20 protein-coding genes are annotated in these 17846 nt (G+C 43.5%); 19 read left to right on the top strand and 1 reads right to left on the bottom strand.

All coding sequences use genetic code 11. The features are described from left to right. Positions 1 to 2: 2 nt before the first annotated feature. The 16 genes from nusA (at position 3) to ciss_RS02420 (ending at position 13781) form a co-directional block, all read left to right on the top strand. The gene (gene nusA / locus ciss_RS02495; RefSeq protein ID WP_075864741.1) at positions 3 to 1043 is read left to right on the top strand and encodes a transcription termination factor NusA; all 1041 of its coding nucleotides are present in this window, start codon (positions 3 to 5) and stop codon (positions 1041 to 1043) included. Next, positions 1043 to 1321 (top strand): RNase P modulator RnpM, encoded by a 279-nt coding sequence (gene rnpM, locus ciss_RS02490; RefSeq protein WP_075864740.1) that lies wholly within the window; start codon positions 1043 to 1045, stop codon positions 1319 to 1321. Before nusA ends, rnpM begins: the two co-directional genes overlap by 1 nt. Beyond that, positions 1308 to 1622 (top strand): L7Ae/L30e/S12e/Gadd45 family ribosomal protein, encoded by a 315-nt coding sequence (locus ciss_RS02485; protein ID WP_075864739.1) that lies wholly within the window; start codon positions 1308 to 1310, stop codon positions 1620 to 1622. Before rnpM ends, ciss_RS02485 begins: the two co-directional genes overlap by 14 nt. Continuing rightward, the gene (gene infB / locus ciss_RS02480; protein ID WP_075864738.1) at positions 1622 to 4096 is read left to right on the top strand and encodes a translation initiation factor IF-2; all 2475 of its coding nucleotides are present in this window, start codon (positions 1622 to 1624) and stop codon (positions 4094 to 4096) included. The genes ciss_RS02485 and infB overlap by 1 nt, the downstream gene beginning before the upstream one ends. A 6-nt stretch (positions 4097 to 4102) precedes the next feature. Beyond that, positions 4103 to 4480, top strand: coding sequence for a 30S ribosome-binding factor RbfA (gene rbfA / locus ciss_RS02475; protein ID WP_077177402.1), 378 nt, complete (start codon positions 4103 to 4105; stop codon positions 4478 to 4480). Continuing rightward, the gene (locus tag ciss_RS02470) at positions 4470 to 5420 is read left to right on the top strand and encodes a DHH family phosphoesterase (protein WP_166503971.1); all 951 of its coding nucleotides are present in this window, start codon (positions 4470 to 4472) and stop codon (positions 5418 to 5420) included. Before rbfA ends, ciss_RS02470 begins: the two co-directional genes overlap by 11 nt. A gap of 2 nt (positions 5421 to 5422) precedes the next feature. After that, on the top strand, positions 5423 to 6289 hold the full coding sequence (truB, locus tag ciss_RS02465; RefSeq protein ID WP_075864736.1) for a tRNA pseudouridine(55) synthase TruB: 867 nt from the start codon (positions 5423 to 5425) through the stop codon (positions 6287 to 6289). Positions 6290 to 6296: 7 nt separating this feature from the next. After that, complete coding sequence (locus ciss_RS02460; protein ID WP_075864735.1) at positions 6297 to 7220, top strand: bifunctional riboflavin kinase/FAD synthetase; 924 nt, start codon at positions 6297 to 6299, stop codon at positions 7218 to 7220. 41 nt (positions 7221 to 7261) lie between these two features. Next, positions 7262 to 7465 (top strand): hypothetical protein, encoded by a 204-nt coding sequence (locus ciss_RS02455; protein WP_075864734.1) that lies wholly within the window; start codon positions 7262 to 7264, stop codon positions 7463 to 7465. Positions 7466 to 7529: 64 nt separating this feature from the next. After that, positions 7530 to 7799 (top strand): 30S ribosomal protein S15, encoded by a 270-nt coding sequence (gene rpsO, locus ciss_RS02450; RefSeq protein ID WP_075864733.1) that lies wholly within the window; start codon positions 7530 to 7532, stop codon positions 7797 to 7799. Between the two features lie 137 nt (positions 7800 to 7936). Further along, the gene (locus ciss_RS02445) at positions 7937 to 10132 is read left to right on the top strand and encodes a polyribonucleotide nucleotidyltransferase (protein WP_075864732.1); all 2196 of its coding nucleotides are present in this window, start codon (positions 7937 to 7939) and stop codon (positions 10130 to 10132) included. Next, the gene (locus tag ciss_RS02440; RefSeq protein ID WP_075864731.1) at positions 10133 to 10984 is read left to right on the top strand and encodes a deoxyribonuclease IV; all 852 of its coding nucleotides are present in this window, start codon (positions 10133 to 10135) and stop codon (positions 10982 to 10984) included. 214 nt (positions 10985 to 11198) lie between these two features. Next, complete coding sequence (sleB, locus tag ciss_RS02435; RefSeq protein ID WP_075864730.1) at positions 11199 to 11879, top strand: spore cortex-lytic enzyme; 681 nt, start codon at positions 11199 to 11201, stop codon at positions 11877 to 11879. 94 nt (positions 11880 to 11973) lie between these two features. Next, positions 11974 to 12321 (top strand): EamA family transporter, encoded by a 348-nt coding sequence (locus ciss_RS02430; protein ID WP_075864729.1) that lies wholly within the window; start codon positions 11974 to 11976, stop codon positions 12319 to 12321. 289 nt (positions 12322 to 12610) lie between these two features. After that, positions 12611 to 12982: a DnaJ family domain-containing protein gene (locus ciss_RS02425; RefSeq protein ID WP_075864728.1), complete on the top strand. Its 372-nt coding sequence runs from the start codon at positions 12611 to 12613 to the stop codon at positions 12980 to 12982. Positions 12983 to 12995: 13 nt separating this feature from the next. Continuing rightward, a complete protein-coding gene (locus tag ciss_RS02420) occupies positions 12996 to 13781 on the top strand; it encodes an ABC transporter ATP-binding protein (RefSeq protein WP_075864727.1) in 786 nt (261 codons plus the stop codon). Between the two features lie 179 nt (positions 13782 to 13960). Here ciss_RS02420 and ciss_RS02415 read toward each other — a convergent pair whose 3' ends face one another. Beyond that, the gene (locus ciss_RS02415) at positions 13961 to 14356 is read right to left on the bottom strand and encodes a hypothetical protein (RefSeq protein ID WP_075864726.1); all 396 of its coding nucleotides are present in this window, start codon (positions 14354 to 14356) and stop codon (positions 13961 to 13963) included. A gap of 239 nt (positions 14357 to 14595) precedes the next feature. Between ciss_RS02415 and ciss_RS02410 the strand changes: the two genes are divergently transcribed. Genes ciss_RS02410 through ciss_RS02400 form a run of 3 tightly spaced genes read left to right on the top strand, consistent with a single transcriptional unit; the run spans position 14596 to position 17841 of the window. Continuing rightward, a complete protein-coding gene (locus tag ciss_RS02410) occupies positions 14596 to 15840 on the top strand; it encodes an iron-containing alcohol dehydrogenase (RefSeq protein ID WP_075864725.1) in 1245 nt (414 codons plus the stop codon). Further along, positions 15840 to 17633, top strand: coding sequence for an aldehyde ferredoxin oxidoreductase family protein (locus ciss_RS02405; protein WP_075864724.1), 1794 nt, complete (start codon positions 15840 to 15842; stop codon positions 17631 to 17633). The genes ciss_RS02410 and ciss_RS02405 overlap by 1 nt, the downstream gene beginning before the upstream one ends. Next, complete coding sequence (locus ciss_RS02400) at positions 17626 to 17841, top strand: MoaD/ThiS family protein (RefSeq protein ID WP_075864723.1); 216 nt, start codon at positions 17626 to 17628, stop codon at positions 17839 to 17841. The genes ciss_RS02405 and ciss_RS02400 overlap by 8 nt, the downstream gene beginning before the upstream one ends. Positions 17842 to 17846 lie beyond the last annotated feature (5 nt).

The following is a 17846-nucleotide window of genomic DNA, read 5'->3' as shown; positions in this document are numbered from 1 at the left end:
TGATGAATACAGAATTTTTACAGGCAGTGCAGGAAATTGAGAAGCAAAAGGGGATTCCGGCGGAAGTGTTGTTAGAAGCAACGGAACAGGCGTTATTGTCCGCTTATAAGAAAAATTATGGGATTAACCAGAATGCCCGGGTGCATATTGACCGGGTTACCGGGGAAGTAAAAGTTTATGCTTTAAAGACTGTGGTGGAAGAAGTTAAAGATCCCCGTTTGGAAGTAAGTTTAGAAGAGGCCCGGGAAAAAGACCCAAGACTAAATCTCGGTGATATCCTGGAAATTGAGGTAACTCCGCGAAATTTTGGCCGGATTGCTGCGCAAAATGCCAAGCAGGTGGTTATCCAGAGAATCAGGGAAGCAGAAAGAAATCAAATTTACGAAGAGTTTTCCAGCCGCGAAGGGGATATCATAACCGGAATTGTCCGGAGAATTGACCAGAAGAACGTCTATATAGACCTTGGTAAAACCGAGGCCATTCTTCCGCCGCAGGAACAAATTCCCGGTGAAAACTATAAATTTGGGGATAGGATAAAAGCTTACCTGGTTGAAGTGAAGAAAACCAGCAAGGGACCGAACATAATCTTATCCAGAACCCATCCCGGCCTTTTAAAGAGGCTCTTAGAACTGGAAATACCCGAACTTTATGACGGAACGGTAGAACTTAAGAGTATTGCCCGGGAAGCGGGTTCCCGTTCGAAAATCGCTGTATACAGTAAAGATGAAAATGTAGACCCGATTGGAGCATGTGTCGGGAACAAAGGGCTAAGAATAAAAAATATTGTTGAAGAATTAAATGGCGAAAAAATTGATGTAGTGAAGTGGAGCCCTGATCCGGCAAAATTTATTGCCAATGCTTTAAGTCCAGCAAAGGTTACCAGTGTGGAGGTTTTCGAGGATGAAAAAGTTGCCCGGGTAGTTGTTCCCGATTACCAGCTTTCCTTAGCAATTGGCAAGGAAGGACAAAACGCCAGACTTGCGGCTAAGCTCACCGGTTGGAAAATAGATATCAAGAGCGAATCGCAGGTTGGGGGGATTTAATGGTCAAACAGAAAAAAATCCCGATGAGGATGTGCCTTGGATGTCAGGAGATGAAACCCAAGAAAGAACTAATTCGGGTGGTTAGAACTCCCGAAGGGGAAGTATTAATCGATAAAACCGGAAAAAAGGCGGGCCGTGGCGCTTATATCTGTCCATCCCTTAGTTGCTTTGAAAAAGCTAAAAAGGGTAAAAAGTTTGAAAAAGCTCTAAATCATCCGGTTTCTCCCGAAATAATCGAAAAATTACAACAGGAGTTAACGGAAAGTGAACAAAGTTGAAGGTATTTTAGGTTTAGCCTTTAAAGCAAAAAAACTTCTTGTGGGAGAAACGGAGGTTTTATTCGGGTTTAAAAGGGGTAAAATTGAGGGAGTTATTTTAGCGGTAAATATTTCGGAAAAACAAAAGAAGAAAATAGAACTTCTGGCAAAGGAGCAGGGAACCTTGGTGGTTAACTGGGGCACTAAAGAGGAAATCGGTAGAATTTTAAACCGCCGTCCCACGGGCATTTTAGGCTTTCAGGACAGGGGATTTTGGCAGAAATTTTTAAAAGAAATTGGTAATGACCAGGGGGTGAATTAATGCGCAAAAAGCGTGTTTTTGAAATTGCCAAAGAGTTAAACATGGAAAGTAAGGAAGTTATCAATCGTTTACAGGCAATTGGGGTTGAAGTAAAATCCCACATGAGTACGGTAGAAAATCACCATTTAAATCTTCTGTTAAAAGCTTTAAACCGGGAAAAAGAGGAAAAAGAAAAAAAGGAGCAAGAAAGGAAGCAGATGGAGCAAAAAGCCGAAGCCCAAAAGCTGCAGTCTCACCCCCAGAAGCCAAGAGAGCAGCAACAATCAAAGCAAGGGGGTCAAAGCCGCCCGCGGGATCAGCGGTCTGACCGGCCCCAGGGCCAAAGGTATGCCGGTAATCAGCGACCGGAAACCAGGGATAAGGATAAGGGTCGACGACCGGGTGAACAGCGATCATTTAACCAGAATCGCCCGAAGGAGGAGCGGCGGCGTTTTGATAAAGAGCGGGGAGTTCAAGGGCCAAAACCTTTTGGAGAGAAAAAGGATCGTCCTCCTTTCCCCAGGGATAAGAAGAAGGGAGTACTTCCGGCAATTCCCAAACCTGAAGCTCCCAAAGGTGAAAATAAAGAACCGGAAAGAAGAAAGGGAGCTCCGGATAAAAAACGGGAGTGGGAAAAGACTTTAAAGAAGGAAGAAAAAGTTTTTGCTCTGGAAGAAAAGAAATTAAATCTGAAAAAAGAGAAAAAACAAGAAAAACAGGAACCGGTCGCTACTGAACCCAAAGCAATTGTTATTCCCGAACGAATGACTGTTCAGGAATTTGCTAAAATTATGGGTAAATCGGCGGCGGAAGTAATTAAGAAGTTGATGAGTTATGGCATTTTAGCAACAATAAACCAGGAAATTGATGCCGATACCGCCACAATTATTGCCACCGACTTTGGCTATGAAGTGACGGTGGAAAAGGAAGAAAAAGAAGACATCTGGCTTCTTGAAGAAACTCCCGATGACCCGGAAAGCCTGGAACCAAGACCACCCATCGTAACGGTAATGGGCCATGTGGACCACGGTAAAACCTCCCTTTTAGATGCTATTCGCCAGACCAATGTTACCGCTACCGAAGCGGGGGGAATAACCCAGCATATCGGGGCGTATCAGGTAGAGCATAACGGCCGGAAGATTACCTTTATCGATACCCCTGGTCATGAGGCTTTTACCGCAATGCGCGCCCGGGGTGCTCAGGTGACCGATATAGCGATTTTGGTGGTGGCTGCCGATGACGGGGTCATGCCGCAAACGGTGGAAGCCATAAACCATGCTAAAGCGGCAGGAGTACCAATTATCGTTGCGGTGAATAAAATAGATAAGCCCAACGCCCAGCCGGACCGGGTTAAGCAACAGCTAACCGAATATGGCCTGATTCCCGAAGCCTGGGGCGGCGATACGGTTTTTGTGGAAGTTTCGGCCTTAAAGAAAATCGGGATTGAAGAACTTTTGGAAATGATCTTGTTGGTAGCGGACCTTAAAGAATTAAAAGCTAATCCCAATAAGCCCGCCCGGGGTACAGTAATAGAAGCCAAGTTAGATAAAGGGCGGGGACCGGTTGCTACGGTTTTAGTTCAATCCGGAACTTTAAATGTGGGAGATGTGGTAGTTGTTGGTTTGACCTACGGCCGGGTACGGGCGTTAATGGACGATAAAGGCCGGAGGGTCAAAAAAGCAACTCCTTCAATGCCGGTAGAGGTTCTCGGTTTAAACGATGTGCCCAGTGCCGGGGATATTTTGGTGGTAGTTGACGATGAAAAGACCGCCAGGACTTTAGCCGAGAAGCGCCAGGAGCAAAAGCGGGAAGAAGAATTAAGAGCCAGCAGCAAAGTTTCTCTGGAAGATTTATTTAAACATATTCAGGAAGGAAAAATTAAAGAATTAAATATCGTACTAAAAGCTGATGTGCACGGTTCGGTGGAAGCCATTAAACAGTCCCTTTCCCGTCTTTCCACCGAGGAAGTTAAAGTTAACGTGATTCATTCGGGTGTAGGCGCTATAACCGAAACGGATATCATGTTAGCTTCGGCTTCCAATGCCATTGTTATTGGCTTTAACGTTCGTCCCGATAGCAATGCCCGAAAATTAGCTGAAACGGAAAAGATCGATGTGCGGGTTTACCGGATTATCTACGAGCTTTTAGATGACATTAAAGCCGCTATGGCTGGTCTATTAGAACCCGAACAAAAAGAAGTGGTGCTGGGACGGGCTGAGGTGCGGAAAACGTTTAAAGCATCGAAAATCGGGACAATTGCTGGATTGTACGTTTTAGAAGGAAAAATTACCCGTTCGGCAAAAGTAAGGGTAATACGGGATGGTATCGTTATTCATGAAGGAAACGTGGAATCTTTAAAGCGGTTTAAAGATGATGTGCGGGAAGTAGCCCAGGGATACGAATGTGGTTTAACTATTGAAAAGTTTAATGATATTCGCGAAGGAGATATCATCGAAGCTTTTACAATAGAAGAGGTTAAAAGAACATTAGAATAAAGCGAGGTGAGGGTTTTGGCTTCCCATAAACACGAACGAACCGCCCAGGCAATCAAAGAAGCGGTAGCGGCTATCATTTCCAGGGAAGTAAAGGACCCCAGGCTTGGATTTGTGTCGGTTACCAAAGTTGATTTAGCCAGGGATTTAAGCCAGGCGAAAATTTATATCAGCGTTTATGGTAGTGAGGAGGATAAAAAAAATAGCTTTATTGCTTTAAATAGTGCCAAAGGATTTATCAAAGGAGAATTAGCATCACGGGTTAAACTTAGAATAATGCCCGAACTGTATTTTGTAGAAGATCCCTCTATTGAATATGGCGCAAGAATTATGGAAATCTTGGAAGGTCTTAAAAAAGAAGCAGGAGAGAACGAAAGTGAGTCTTAAGGACCTCTTGAAGAAATATAGCAAAATCATTGTGACGTCCCATATCTTGCCCGATGGGGATGCGATGGGTTCTATTCTGGGCTTTGGTCGGGCCTTAAGTTTAAAAGGCTTTAAAGTGGTAATGTACCTAAAAGATAAACCGGTTCGCCTGTTTTCCTTTTTTCCCGACTTTTCCCGAATAACATCCGATCCGGCGGTATTTACCGGGGATAGTTTAATAATTGCTTTGGATACTGCCGATCCGGAACGTTTAGGAGAAGAAGCTTTGGCGGTGGTTACTTCAAACCCGCAAAGGGTTATAAATATTGACCATCACATCAGCAACACTTATTTTGGCGGAGAAAACATAGTCGTGCCCGAAGCTTCGGCTACCTGCGAGATTTTACCGCAAATCCATGAAGAACTGGGTTTACCCTGGGATGAGTGGGTAGCTGCAGCTTATTATGCCGGTATTACCCTTGATACCGGCTCTTTTCAGTATACCAATACTACCGCCAAAAGTTTTGCTGTGGCTTCCTTTTTGGCCCAAAAAGGCTTTGATCTGGCAAAGGTCAACGAAAAGCTTTATATGGAAAAACCCAGGGATAGCGTCCTTCTTTTTCGGGAAGCATTAAACTCCTTGACCTTTGAAGCCGAGGGGAAAATTGCCTGGGTAAAATTTACCCGGGAACAAATCGAGCGTTTTAGTGAAGGGGAAGAAGTCATTAGTTCAATTGCCAGCTATCTACGGGGAATAGCCGGTGTAGAAATCAGCATTCTTTTTCGGGAAACCAGCGATGGCAACATTAAAGTAGGATTTAGGTCCAAAACCATCGATGTCAACGAAATTGCTGCGAAGTTTGGCGGGGGCGGCCATAAAAAGGCATCCGGTTGCACCCTGAAAATGCCGCTGGCGGAAGCGGTGGAACAAGTTTTAGCCGAGGTCAAAAAGAGGTTTTAATAATGGATGGGTTTATTAATCTTTTAAAACCACCGGGGATGACTTCCCACGATGTGGTAGCTTATGTACGGAAAAAATTAAAAACCAGGAAAGTAGGGCACCTGGGTACTCTTGATCCTGCAGCGGCAGGAGTTTTACCGGTGGCAGTGGGGCAGGCTACCCGCTTAATAGAATATCTGGAAAGAGTAGCCATAAAAGAATACCTGGCGGAAATTGTTATTGGAATTACCACTGCTACCTGGGATCTGGAAGGGGAAATTTTGGAGCAAAAGGATGCCTCGTTTTTAACTGCAGGGGATATAGAAAAAGTGCTCAAGCATTTTCACGGGGAAATAGAGCAAATCCCGCCTCTTGCTTCGGCGGTTAAGGTTTCTGGGAAACCTTTATATCTTTATCAGCGCCGGGGGGAAAAGGTAGATCCCCCGAAAAGGAAGGTTTTTATAGATAATATTGAATTGTTAGAATTTCTGGCAAATAAACCACAACCAGAGGTGCGGCTGTACATCCGCTGTTCCCGGGGAACATATATTAGAAGCATAGCAAATGATCTGGGTAATTTCCTTAAAACGGGGGCAACCCTGAAATTTTTGCTCCGTACCCGCTCCGGTCCCTTTTTGTTAAACGATAGTAATCTTCTTCACGAAGATTTTATCCTTATTCCTCCGGAACAGGTATTTCAAGATTTTCCTAAAATTAACTTGACCGGGGAGCAGTATCTCAGGGTAAAAAATGGCGGAGGGGTAAAGGTTGAAACTAAAGGGGAAAATTTCGGACCGGTTTTTGCTTATTACGAAGGAAAGATTATAGCCACAGGCATGATTTGCGGGCAAATTTTTCAACCGGAAAAGGTTTTCCGGTTCGGGGAGTGAGTAATAGTTGCGGGTTTTTTACGGTTCCGGGGAGTTTACCTTAAATTGCCCTGTGGTGTTAGCTTTAGGCAATTTTGACGGAGTGCATCTTGGCCACCAGAAGCTTTTGCAGGTTACCCGGGATTTAGCCGAGAAAATCGGGGCCTGTCCCGGTGTATATACATTTTGGCCCCATCCTCTGGTAGTGCTTCAGGGAAAACAGGTAAAATATATCCTTCCTTTAGACGAGCGGCTGAAACGATTTGCTGCGGAAGAGCTGGAATTTACTGTGTTAGAAGATTTTACCCCGGAATATGCCCGGCTTTCTCCCGAGGAGTTTATTAAGATGCTTTTGGAAAATTTTAATTTGGCGGGAGTAGTGGCGGGTTTTAATTATACTTTTGGCCATCTGGGAGCCGGCAGGGTAACGGACCTGATTAAAGCGGGAGAACGTTTTGGGTTTAAAGTGGAGGTGGTTGAGCCGGTTACCTATGGCCAGGAAGTGGTGAGTTCAACGGCAATCCGGGAAAAATTAGCGGCCGGGGATATTGTTAAGGTCAACGGTATGCTTGGCTACACTTATTTTTTAAAAGGTAAGGTAATCGGGGGCGATAAGCTTGCCCGGAAAATTGGCTTTCCTACTGCCAACATAATGCCGGAGGAAAACTTGGTTTTACCGCAGTATGGCGTTTACTTGGTAGAAGTAGAAATAACCGGGGAAAAGGTAAAGATACCGGGCGTTGCTAACCTCGGAGTTCGACCGACGGTAAAAGACGAAAGTCGTCCGCTTTTAGAGGTTCATCTTTTAAATTATAAAGCTAATCTTTATCACCGGGAGTTGAAGGTAGGCTTTTTAAAGAAAATTCGCCCCGAAAAAAAATTTAATTCCCTGGAAGAATTAAAAAAACAAATCGAGTTAGATGTGAAAGAAGCTTTACAAGGAATAAAATAAACTTTTGGCTCATAACCTTTACCGAAAGGTGGGTTTGGGCCGTGTACAACCTGAAGGACAGAAAAGAACAGTTTTACCGGGAACTGATTTCGGAAATTTCCCGGATAATTTTAAAAAAAGATTTCATTAAATTAAAAAAAGATTTGACCAAACAATATAAAAAAGCTAAAATAAAAGATGCGGAATCCGCTGCCTTAGAAGATGCTTTAATTGCCTTTTTGTCCAAGAAACTTGAGGACATTTAGGCTTAACCGGAGGTTAGGTTTATTACTTGACCTCTGGCGATTATGGTAGGAGGAGGTGAAGGAAGTGGCTTTAACACAAGAACAGAAAATGGAAATTATCGCCAAGTACCAGCTGCACGAAAAGGACACCGGTTCGCCGGAAGTACAAATTGCCATTTTAACCGAAAGGATCAACCAGCTGACCGAGCACTTAAAGGTGCACAAAAAGGATTTCCATTCCCGGCGCGGACTCTTAAAGATGGTAGGCCAGCGGAGGTCTCTTCTTAATTACTTAAAGCGGAAAGACTTTGAGCGTTACCGCGCCATTGTCGAAAAATTAGGTTTAAGGAAATAAAGCGGGGATTACCCCCGCTTTTCCTATATCAGGAATTTTCTTAAGTATTATTGATTTTTTGGCAGGAAATACTATAAATAATGTCGAATTTTTTTACAATATATTACGGGATTTTAAGGAGGTTATTTGCGATAGATATGACCACAGGAAGGCAGATTTTAGAAAAAGAAATAATGATTGCAGGAAGGCCGTTAAAGCTTACCGCAGGTAAAGTCGCAACCCAGGCCAGCGGTGCAGTTTTAGTAAGCTACGGCGATACCGTAGTTCTGGTAACGGCTACCGGAAGCAAGGAGCCAAGGGAAGGAATAGACTTCTTCCCCTTAACGGTAGATTACGAAGAGAGGTTTTACGCTGTTGGTAAAATACCCGGTGGTTTTATTAAACGGGAAGGGCGCCCCAGTGAAAAGGCGATATTATCGGCGCGCTTAATTGACCGTCCCATCCGGCCTCTTTTTCCCAAAGGCTTTAAAAACGATGTCCATATTGTAGCAACGGTTTTATCGGTAAATCAGGATAATCCGCCGGAAATTGCCGCAATGAACGGAGCTTCGGCTGCTCTTACCCTTTCCCATTTGCCGTTTTTAGGTCCCATTGGGGCTGTGGTGGTGGGGTTGGTGGATGATGAACTGGTGATAAATCCCACCATTGAACAGGCGGAAAAAAGCCGGCTGCATTTGGTGGTTGCGGGGACCAGAGATGCGGTGATGATGGTGGAAGCAGGTGCCCAGGAAGTACCCGAAGAAATTATGATTGAAGCTATTACGAGAGGCCATGAAGAAGTTAAGAAAATTGTAGCCTTTATCGAAGAGTTTCGGGAAGAGGCCTTAAATCTTGGACTGGCCAGGGAAAAGATGGAAGTAGTGTTGGAAGATAAGGAAGAGCTTAAAGAAGCGGTTACCGCTGAAGCTTATCCCCTTCTTAAAGAAGCAATTGAAAAAATTATAGCGGAAAAATTTAACAAACAGGAGCGGGATGAATATCTTGAAAATTTAAAAAAGGAACTTACAACCAAGTTTTTGGAAACTTATCCCGAAGAAGAGCTTACCATTAAAGGCATCCTGGACAGCATTCAAAAAGAAATCGTTCGGCAGAAGATCTTAAAAGAAGGTATTAGAATTGACGGCCGGAAAACCAATGAAGTGCGGCCAATCTGGTGTGAAGTAGGACTACTGCCGCGGACCCACGGTTCCGGTCTCTTTACCCGGGGACAAACTCAAGTTTTAAGTATCGTTACCCTGGGGGCTGTAGGTGATGTGCAAATTCTTGATGATTTAGGAATAGAGGAATCCAAACGGTTCATGCATCATTATAACTTCCCGCCTTACAGCGTTGGTGAGGTTCGCCCGATGCGCGGACCGGGGCGGCGGGAAATCGGCCATGGAGCGTTGGCCGAAAGAGCGCTGGAACCGGTGATTCCGCCGGAGGAAGTTTTCCCCTACACTATCCGGATAGTATCGGAAGTTTTGGAGTCTAACGGTTCAACTTCCATGGGTTCGGTTTGCGGTAGCACCTTAGCGTTAATGGATGCCGGTGTTCCTATCAAAGCGCCGGTAGCTGGCGTGGCTATGGGTTTAATTAAAGAAGGAGATGAAGTAGCCATTTTAACCGACATCCAGGGAATTGAAGACGCTTTAGGGGATATGGACTTTAAAGTTGCCGGTACCAAAGATGGCATCACCGCTTTGCAGATGGATATTAAAATAGCTGGCGTTACCCGGGAAATCTTAACCAGGGCTTTAGCTCAGGCCCGGGAAGGCCGGATGCATATTTTGGGCAAGATGTTGGAAGTAATTTCCGAACCCAGGAAAGAGCTTTCGCCCTATGCTCCGCGAATTATCTTTACCACTGTTGATCCGGAAAAGATTCGGGATATAATTGGGCCCGGTGGGAAGATAATTAAGAAAATTATTGATGAAACAGGAGTTAAAATCGATATTGAGGACGACGGACGGATTTTCATTGCAGCGGTGGATAAGGCAGCGGGGGAAAAAGCTCTTAACATCATTGAAAACCTCACTAAAGAAATAGAAGTAGGTAAGGTTTATCTCGGAAAAGTTACCCGGATAGCTGACTTTGGAGCTTTTGTGGAAGTAGTTCCAGGGGTACTGGGCCTTCCCGGCAAAGAAGGCTTGGTACATATCAGTCAGCTTGCCCATTCCCGGGTCAAGAGAGTTGAGGATGTGGTTAAAGAAGGCGATCAGATATTAGTAAAAGCTATTGGTTACGACAACCAGGGAAGACTGAAACTTTCCCGGAAAGATGCGATTCCGGCGGAGGAAGAGCGGGAAAAGAAAAATCCTCCGATTCATAAACCCCGAAGGGAAGGAAGATAAATGAACGTTGGCTTACACCTTTCCATTGCCGGAGGGCTCTTAAAACTTAAAGAAAGAATCCTAAAAAATAAAACCGAAGGGGTGCAAATCTTTTCCCGAAGCCCCCGGGGTGGAGAAGCTAAACCCTTTAACGAAAAAGAGTTAAAGGGTTTTTTAGAGTTTAAAGAGGAGTATAAGCTTTATCCTTTAGTAGTTCATGTACCGTATGTGATGAATTTAGCTTCTCCCGACGAAGAAATGTTTCAAAAAAGCGTGGCCATGATCCGGGAAGACCTTTACCGCTCGGATCAGCTAAAAGCTGACTTTTTGGTAGTGCATGTAGGAAGCCACCGCGGGGCCGGCGAAGAGCGGGGATTAGCCCGGATGGTGGAAGGGCTTAAAATATTGCTTTCGGAGAATTTCAGGACAAGAATCTTAATAGAAAATACCGCCGGTAGCGGTAATGAAATGGGATATTCCATTGACCACCTGGCTTATATCATTTCCGAGACCGGTCATGAGGAGCTTGGAATTTGCCTTGATACCTGTCATTTGCTGGCGGCCGGCTATGATGACGTTTCACCGGAAGGAATTGCCGCTTTTTCCCGGGAGTTTAAGGAGAAAATCGGGGAAGAGCGCTTTTGTCTTCTCCATGTAAACGACTCCAAACACCCCATTGGCTCGCGAAAAGACCGGCATGAAAACTTAGAGCAGGGGTATATAGGGAGAGAAGGGTTTATCAACTTACTGAATTCTTCCTTTTTTAACCGGGTGCCGTGGGTATTAGAGACGCCGGAACCGGGGATTGAAGAAGATTTGGTGAAGCTAAAAAAGCTAAGGGAAGAAGTCCTGAAAATTCCAGCGGATCGTTAATCGTCTCATAGATTAGGATACTTAAAAGCCTGGCTTATGCTTTTTGGGGAAAAAGCGTAAAGCCGGGTTTTCGTATTTTACGGGGCCTTAGCTAATTTGGCAAAAAGGTTAGAAATAGTTACAATTGTAGTGTCTGCTTTTATACCTTCTTAAAAGCGTCCAAGGAAGGGCAGTCTTTTGCTTTTCCGTAAACCAACTTTTAAGGAGGGATAAAATGAAAAAGTTTTTTGCGGTGTTTTCGTTAGTTTTAATGCTGTTACTCCCTGTTGCAGTAGTGTCTGAAGCTTTAGCTTCGCAGGTGGTCTATTACAAGGTTGGAAGTTACAGCTCAAAAGTTCTGGAGATTGAGAGTAAGCTTGTTAGTTTAGGTTATAAGGTTTACAAAGTGGATAAGTATTTTGACGTTTCTACCAAAAAAGCGGTTATGGCGTTTCAGAAAAAAGAGGGTTTAAAAGTAGACGGCATCGTGGGTCCGGTAACGATGAAGCAGTTAATTGCCCGAACTTCCACTTCTGTATCCCGGAGCGCTTTTCGTATCAGTCCGGAAGACCAGGAGTTGCTTGCCCGGATGGTAGAGGCGGAAGCCGGTGCTGAGCCGTATCTGGGCAAGGTGGCGGTGGCCGCGGTAATCTTAAACCGGGTCAAGTCGCCGCTTTTTCCTAACGACGTTCGGGGAGTAATTTTGCAAAAAGGAGCTTTTGAACCAATCCTGAACGGTTGGTTCTGGCAGGTAACGGTATCTGCTGAATCGAAGAAGGCGGTGGCTGATGCGTTACGCGGTATTGACCCTTCCAACGGCGCTTTGTACTTCTATAACCCCCAAAAGTCAAACCATCCCTGGTTTGCCAACCGGGTAGTCACCGCCCGCATCGGCAACCACGTTTTTACCCTGTAGGGACGGTTCTGACAGCATCCATTTTTCTGCTGTCAGAACCGTCTTTTTTTGCTAGTTTTCACTTCCTGTGGTATAGTAAATCCGGGTGGTGGAGATGCATTTACTTTTAGCCGTTTTTTGTGCGTTTATGATAGCCCTGGGGCAAATCTTCTGGAAGCTTGGGATGGAAAAAACGCCTATTACTTTTACTTTGGCTGGTTTAATAAAATTTTTTATGAATGGATACATTATTTCAGGTATTTTCATGTATGTTACCGAAACGTTTTTGTGGTTTTGGCTTTTAGCCCGGGAACAGGTTAGTAAGATCTATCCTGTACTTTCGTTAAGCTATGTTTTTGTGCTGGTAATGGCCAGGGTAATTTTAAAGGAAAAAATTGTTTTTCACCAGGTAATTGGCGTGTTGCTGGTTGTATTAGGCTTAAGTTTAATTGTGAAAAGGTAGTTTACAAAGCAAAAAAATCTTACTATAATATCTTTTGTTGAAAAATACTCAACAAATTCATAGCAGGTGGTTTTAAGTGGAAAAACGTTGCCCTATTTGCTACTGCATTATTGAAGAGGGACAGGAGATTTGTCCTGACTGTGAAATGGACAAGGCTTTGTTGGAATTGTACGTGGAGCAGTAACCCCGTAATTTTACGGGGTTTATTTTTTTAGAAGGAATTTTTCCTGGAATGTCTAATACTATGTGGAAGGTAAAGTAGTTCGGTTGCTAAAGGAGAGTTGCTTTAATGGATATCCTGATGCATCTTGCGGAGGAAAAAATTAGGGAAGCTATGGAAAATGGGGTTTTTGATAGTCTTCCGGGAAAAGGGCAAAAAATTATTCCCGAAGATTTATCGATGATTCCGGAAGATTTACGTGCAGGGTATATCATTTTAAAAAATGCCGGCGTGCTTCCTGAAGAAATGCAGCTTAAAAAAGAATTGGTGACTTTACAAAATCTTATCGATTGCTGCTATGATGAAGAAGAAAAAAGAGAGTTAAAGAAAAAAATAAACGAAAAAATCCTGCGCTTTAATCTTTTAATGGAAAAGCGAAAAAAACAAAATTCACCGGTTTTAAAAGCGTATCTTAACAAAATTTATGGCCGTTTTAGATAAGGGGAGAGGAGTTTTGGTTTTAAAATTAAAAAACGTAACTTTCATCCGCGACAATAAACAAATCCTAACCGATGTCAACTGGGAAGTATTTCCTGGTGAACATTGGGCGGTTTTGGGTTTAAATGGAGCAGGTAAGACTACCCTTCTAAACCTTATCTGCGGGTATTACCAGCCATCGAAAGGTGAGGTGGAAGTACTCGGGAAGAAGTTTGGCCGCTATGATTTAAGGGAGCTTCGCCGGGAGATTGGCTTTGTAAGTTCTTCTTTGCAGGAAAAGCTTTATGTTCGGGAAACAGCCCTGGAAGTAGTGCTAAGCGGTATTTTTGCTACCATAGGGCTTTTTGACCTGCCAAAGGAAGAAGATGTAGAAAAAGCCCTTCGGCTTTTAGAAAAATTTAACTTAAATAGCCTGGCTAACAGCCAGTATCAAACTCTGTCGCAAGGGGAAAAGCAAAAAGTTTTAATAGCCCGGGCTTTAATTAATAATCCCCGCCTTTTAATCTTAGATGAACCGGCGGCAGGATTGGACCTTTTAGCCCGGGAGGAACTACTTACCGATATTGACTCCCTTTGTCGGGAGGAAAGTGGACCTGCAATTATTTTGGTATCGCATCATACCGAGGAAATTGTGGCAGGGATAACCCATGTCCTGTTGTTAAAAAATGGTGAGGTTTTTGCCGCGGGCAAAAAAGACGAGGTACTGACTTCAGAGCTTTTAACAGATTTTTATGATCTGCCGGTTAAAGTTGAAAAAGAGGGAGAAAGGTATTGGCTTAAGGTTTTTAAGAGCAGGATGTAAATGAACGAAAATGCCACTATAGTTTCATTTTTTCCGATGAGGTTAAAACGAAGCTTGAATCTACAGCTATAGACCTTGGAAGTAGCGGTTTTGATTATTACTACGGCTATGGCCTGGTAAATGCCTACAATGCTATACAATAACCCGGAATTTGCTTCCGGGTTATTTTTTTGCCTTTTTTATATTTTGGCGCCTTTCTCTTTAAGGATTTTTACTGCTTCTTCTACTTTATCTTTTGTTGTTACTGCAGTTACCAAAAACGCCTCACCCCCGGCTGTGCCATATTCTTTAGCGGCCATTCCCGATACTGATGGGTCAGCTGATAAAAGCACCGGGGCATCATTATCGCCAAACTGGTTGGCATCAGCGGAGTAAAGGCTTAAACCGGTTCCGCTCACTCCTTGGCCGGAAATCGGGTTATTAATTTCCGGATTGCTGGCAACACCATATCTACTCACCCGGTCAACCTGTACGTCATTAATTCCATTAGCTTTAAGGGCTTCGGCGGCATCTTTAGCTTTGGCACTGGAGGAAAAGTACGCTAAAATTGACTGTTCATTTTTTTTAAGTTCCATCGCTTAATACCTCCTTAAGCATAGTATTTACCAGGTGATGATCAATGTTGCATTTTTTAAAAAATGAATGCCATTCATTGTGAAAATATAACAATTAAAGAAAAAAATATTGTTAAATCTGGGCAAAAGACTTATTTTAAAGGCAAAAAATTTATTTTATAAAGAGTAAAGGAAAAAAGAGAAAATTGTAGAAAATTTCAAATAGTCTCTAAATTTTTATAAAAACTTGGGGGGATAATATGGAGGCAAGAGGAAAGTATGGTTTTGAAGATCCCGCGCTGCGGCTACTTTTTACCTTAGCCGGCACAACTGGGGTTCGCGGTTTGCAATCGGTGGTAATTGCACCAAGGCTGTTTATTGGGATTCAGGCCCTAAATACGCTGGCAGGAATGGGAAAAGCTATAGCCCGAAACAACCGGGTATTAATTATTACCGATAAAATAATCCGACCGTCTGCAGAGAAGGTAAAAGAAGCATTGGAACAAGTGGGCTATTATGTGGAAATGTGGGATGAAGTTCAACCGGAACCACCTGTGGAAAATATCTTAAAAGGGGTGGAAACAGTAAAAAACAATGATGCTTCGATACTTATTGCCGTAGGCGGCGGCTCGGTTATTGATGCAACTAAAGTGCTCTGGCTACTTTATGAAAGACCAGATGTTGATTTTCGGAAAATATCTCCAATAGAACCCCTTGGTCTCAGGAAAAAAGCTATTTTTGTTGCCATTCCCACAACTGCTGGTACTGGTTCCGAGGCTACTTCGGCAGCAGTTATTACCGAAGGTGGACACAAAATGAGCCTTACCCACCCGGAATTTGTACCCGATATTGCAATCTTGGACCCGCGCTTTACTGTTTCACTGCCTCCCAACTTGACGCTCTGGACTGGAGTTGATGCCTTAGCCCATGCGGTAGGTGCTTATTTAAGCGGGGGCTGGGCCAATGAGTATACCGATGCCTTTGCCCTTCAGGCCTTAAAATTGATATTTAAATTCTTGCCCCGGGCGGTAGCTGACGGCAAAGATTTAGAAGCTCGGCAGAAAATGTTAATAGCGGCTAATCTTGCTGGTTTAGCATTCAGTAACTCGGCTCCGGGTATCGATCATGCCCTGGGACATACTTTAGGTAAAAAGTTCGGTTTACATCATGGCTTATGTGTAGGAGCGTTTTTACCGTATGTGTTTGAATTTTATTCCAAGCGCTTAAGCAAAACCGAAGAGCTTGCTCAGGCCCTCAATTATAAAAACAGTGAGGAATTTTTAGATGGTTTAATCGAATTTTACCAAAAACTTGGTTTTGTTTATAAATTTAGCGATTATCCACAGGTTACTGTCGACGCTTTTAATGCTGCGTTGCCAGAATTAGTATCCTGGGCTTTGATAGATCCGGTTACTATCGTAAGTCCGATACCTGTGACTCCCAAGGATTATGAGGAGATTTTTGTAGCGGCCTTTAATGGAATACTTAAGGAAGGAGTGAAATAATGTTAGGTTATACCGGGAAAATTGCTTATATAGATTTATCAACAAAAAAGGTTGAGATAAAGCCTACAACACCTAAGCTTGCCGAAAAATTTATCGGCGGCAGTGGCCTTGCGGCGAGACTTCTTTATGAGCATCTAAAACCGGAAATAGATCCTTTAGCTCCAGAAGCTTATGTGGCCGTAATGGCCGGACCGGTTACCGGTACTGCTCTTCCTGGTTCTTCGCGTTTTGCTATTTGTGGTCGCTCACCCCTTACAGGTTTTTGGGGGGAAGCAACTTCTGGAGGGAAATTTGGGGCTTACCTTAAGAAAGCTGGTTTTGATGGATTAATAATTACGGGCAAGGCTCCGGAAATGGTTTATCTTGTGGTGCAAAAGGGCAATGTTGAGATAAAACCAGGTAATAATTTAAAGGGCCTTGATACTTATGAAGTCCAGGAAGAACTTAAAAGAATTTACGGCAATAATGTAAGTGTTGCCTGTATTGGTGTTGCTGGGGAAAATTTAATGCCGATGGCGGCGGTGATTAACGACCACGGCCGGGCTGCAGGTAGAATGGGATTTGGTGCAGTGTTTGGCAGTAAAAATTTAAAGGCAATCGTAGTAGATGGGCAAGGTGAGGTACCGGTAGCTGATAAAGAATCGCTCAAAGCCTTGGCTCAGGAATTAACTTCTCGCTATAGAAAAGATGCACAGCTTTTTACCCAGTACGGCACGTTAGGCTATCTTGATATTGGTTACTACTTTGGAGACGTTCCCGTAAAGTATTTTACAAAAGGACTGTTTCCTATTGATAAAATAAACGCTAAAAGATTTCGAGAAGAATATGCAGTGCACCCTAAAGCTTGCTGGGGCTGTCCGATAGCTTGCGGGCGTGAACTTAAATTTAAAGGAAGAACGGTAGATGGTCCTGAGTATGAAACTGCTGTTTCTTTTGGCCCCCTTTTACAAAACTTTGACCTTGATACTATTGTCGAAGCAAATGACCTTGCTAACCGCTATGGTTTTGACACCATTTCATCCGGTGTTACTTTAGCCTTGCTCATGTATTTAAAAGAGGAAAATTTACTTCCTGAAAACTTAAAAGCTGAAGTACCTGAATTTGGTGATGCCCTGGGAATTCTTGAAGCTTTAAAACTTACAGGGGAAAATTGGGGTATTGGCAGATTAATTGGTCAGGGGGTTGTTAAAGCTTTAGAAGAGTTAGGTTTATCTCAAGAATGTGCAGCAGCGGTAAGAAAATTAGAAATCCCAATGCATGAACCCCGGGCTTTTACCGGCCAGGCTTTGTCTTATGCTACTGGACCGCGGGGAGCCTGCCACCAGCGCGGCGACTTTTTTGAAGTGGACCTGGGAATTGTCAAAGACGAGGATTTAGGAATTGTACCAGGACCAAGGAACAGCATTGAGGGCCGTGTAGCTGTGGTTGCTAAATTTCAAAGTTTAAGAGAACTTGATAACTGCCTGGTTAAGTGTAACTTCACTTTTACCCCGCTGAAAGCGGTTATTGGAGCCTTATCCTTTATTACTGGTGTATCCTGGAGCCCGGAAAAAGTTTTGGCGGCGGCTAACAATTCCCTGACAATTAAGAGAGCAATCTCCTTTAATTTAGGAAGCAGTCCGGCCGATGATAAGTTACCCGGGCATGTGAAAAAGCCTCTTACCGAAGGGGGAGCCTTTGGTAACGTTCCGGAGATTGAAAAGTATCTACCTGAATTTTATAAACTTCGGGGCTGGAATTCCGATGGCACCATTCCCCAGGAATTTTTAGCGAGGTTACTGGCGGATGATTAAAATTAAGGTAAATTATGCTTTAATTTATGACCTTCCCAAAGAAGAAATTGAACTTGCGGCAGGAAGTATTGAAGAGTTAAAGGAGCTTTTGGCCTCAAGACTTAAAAATCCCTTTAGTATTGCGGTTAACGGACAGATAGCAACTGATAACCAGCTGCTAAAAGATGGGGATGAAGTATTTGTCTTTCCCTACTTAAGCGGTGGTTAAAAGGA

The organism is Carboxydothermus islandicus (assembly GCF_001950325.1).
Taxonomy (GTDB): domain Bacteria; phylum Bacillota; class Z-2901; order Carboxydothermales; family Carboxydothermaceae; genus Carboxydothermus; species Carboxydothermus islandicus.
Note: the sequence above shows the minus strand (reverse complement) of the source record. Positions and strands in the feature narration are given on the sequence as shown.

Bases quoted from the DNA above. Each gene is read 5' to 3' on its own strand.
- nusA (WP_075864741.1), top strand. From the start codon at position 3: ATGAATACAGAATTTTTACAGGCAGTGCAGGAAATTGAGAAGCAAAAG.
- rnpM (WP_075864740.1), top strand. From the start codon at position 1,043: ATGGTCAAACAGAAAAAAATCCCGATGAGGATGTGCCTTGGATGTCAG.
- infB (WP_075864738.1), top strand. From the start codon at position 1,622: ATGCGCAAAAAGCGTGTTTTTGAAATTGCCAAAGAGTTAAACATGGAA.
- truB (WP_075864736.1), top strand. From the start codon at position 5,423: ATGGATGGGTTTATTAATCTTTTAAAACCACCGGGGATGACTTCCCAC.
- ciss_RS02445 (WP_075864732.1), top strand. From the start codon at position 7,937: ATGACCACAGGAAGGCAGATTTTAGAAAAAGAAATAATGATTGCAGGA.
- ciss_RS02440 (WP_075864731.1), top strand. From the start codon at position 10,133: ATGAACGTTGGCTTACACCTTTCCATTGCCGGAGGGCTCTTAAAACTT.
- sleB (WP_075864730.1), top strand. From the start codon at position 11,199: ATGAAAAAGTTTTTTGCGGTGTTTTCGTTAGTTTTAATGCTGTTACTC.
- ciss_RS02430 (WP_075864729.1), top strand. From the start codon at position 11,974: ATGCATTTACTTTTAGCCGTTTTTTGTGCGTTTATGATAGCCCTGGGG.
- ciss_RS02425 (WP_075864728.1), top strand. From the start codon at position 12,611: ATGGATATCCTGATGCATCTTGCGGAGGAAAAAATTAGGGAAGCTATG.
- ciss_RS02415 (WP_075864726.1), bottom strand. From the start codon at position 14,356: ATGGAACTTAAAAAAAATGAACAGTCAATTTTAGCGTACTTTTCCTCC.
- ciss_RS02410 (WP_075864725.1), top strand. From the start codon at position 14,596: ATGGAGGCAAGAGGAAAGTATGGTTTTGAAGATCCCGCGCTGCGGCTA.
- ciss_RS02405 (WP_075864724.1), top strand. From the start codon at position 15,840: ATGTTAGGTTATACCGGGAAAATTGCTTATATAGATTTATCAACAAAA.
- ciss_RS02400 (WP_075864723.1), top strand. From the start codon at position 17,626: ATGATTAAAATTAAGGTAAATTATGCTTTAATTTATGACCTTCCCAAA.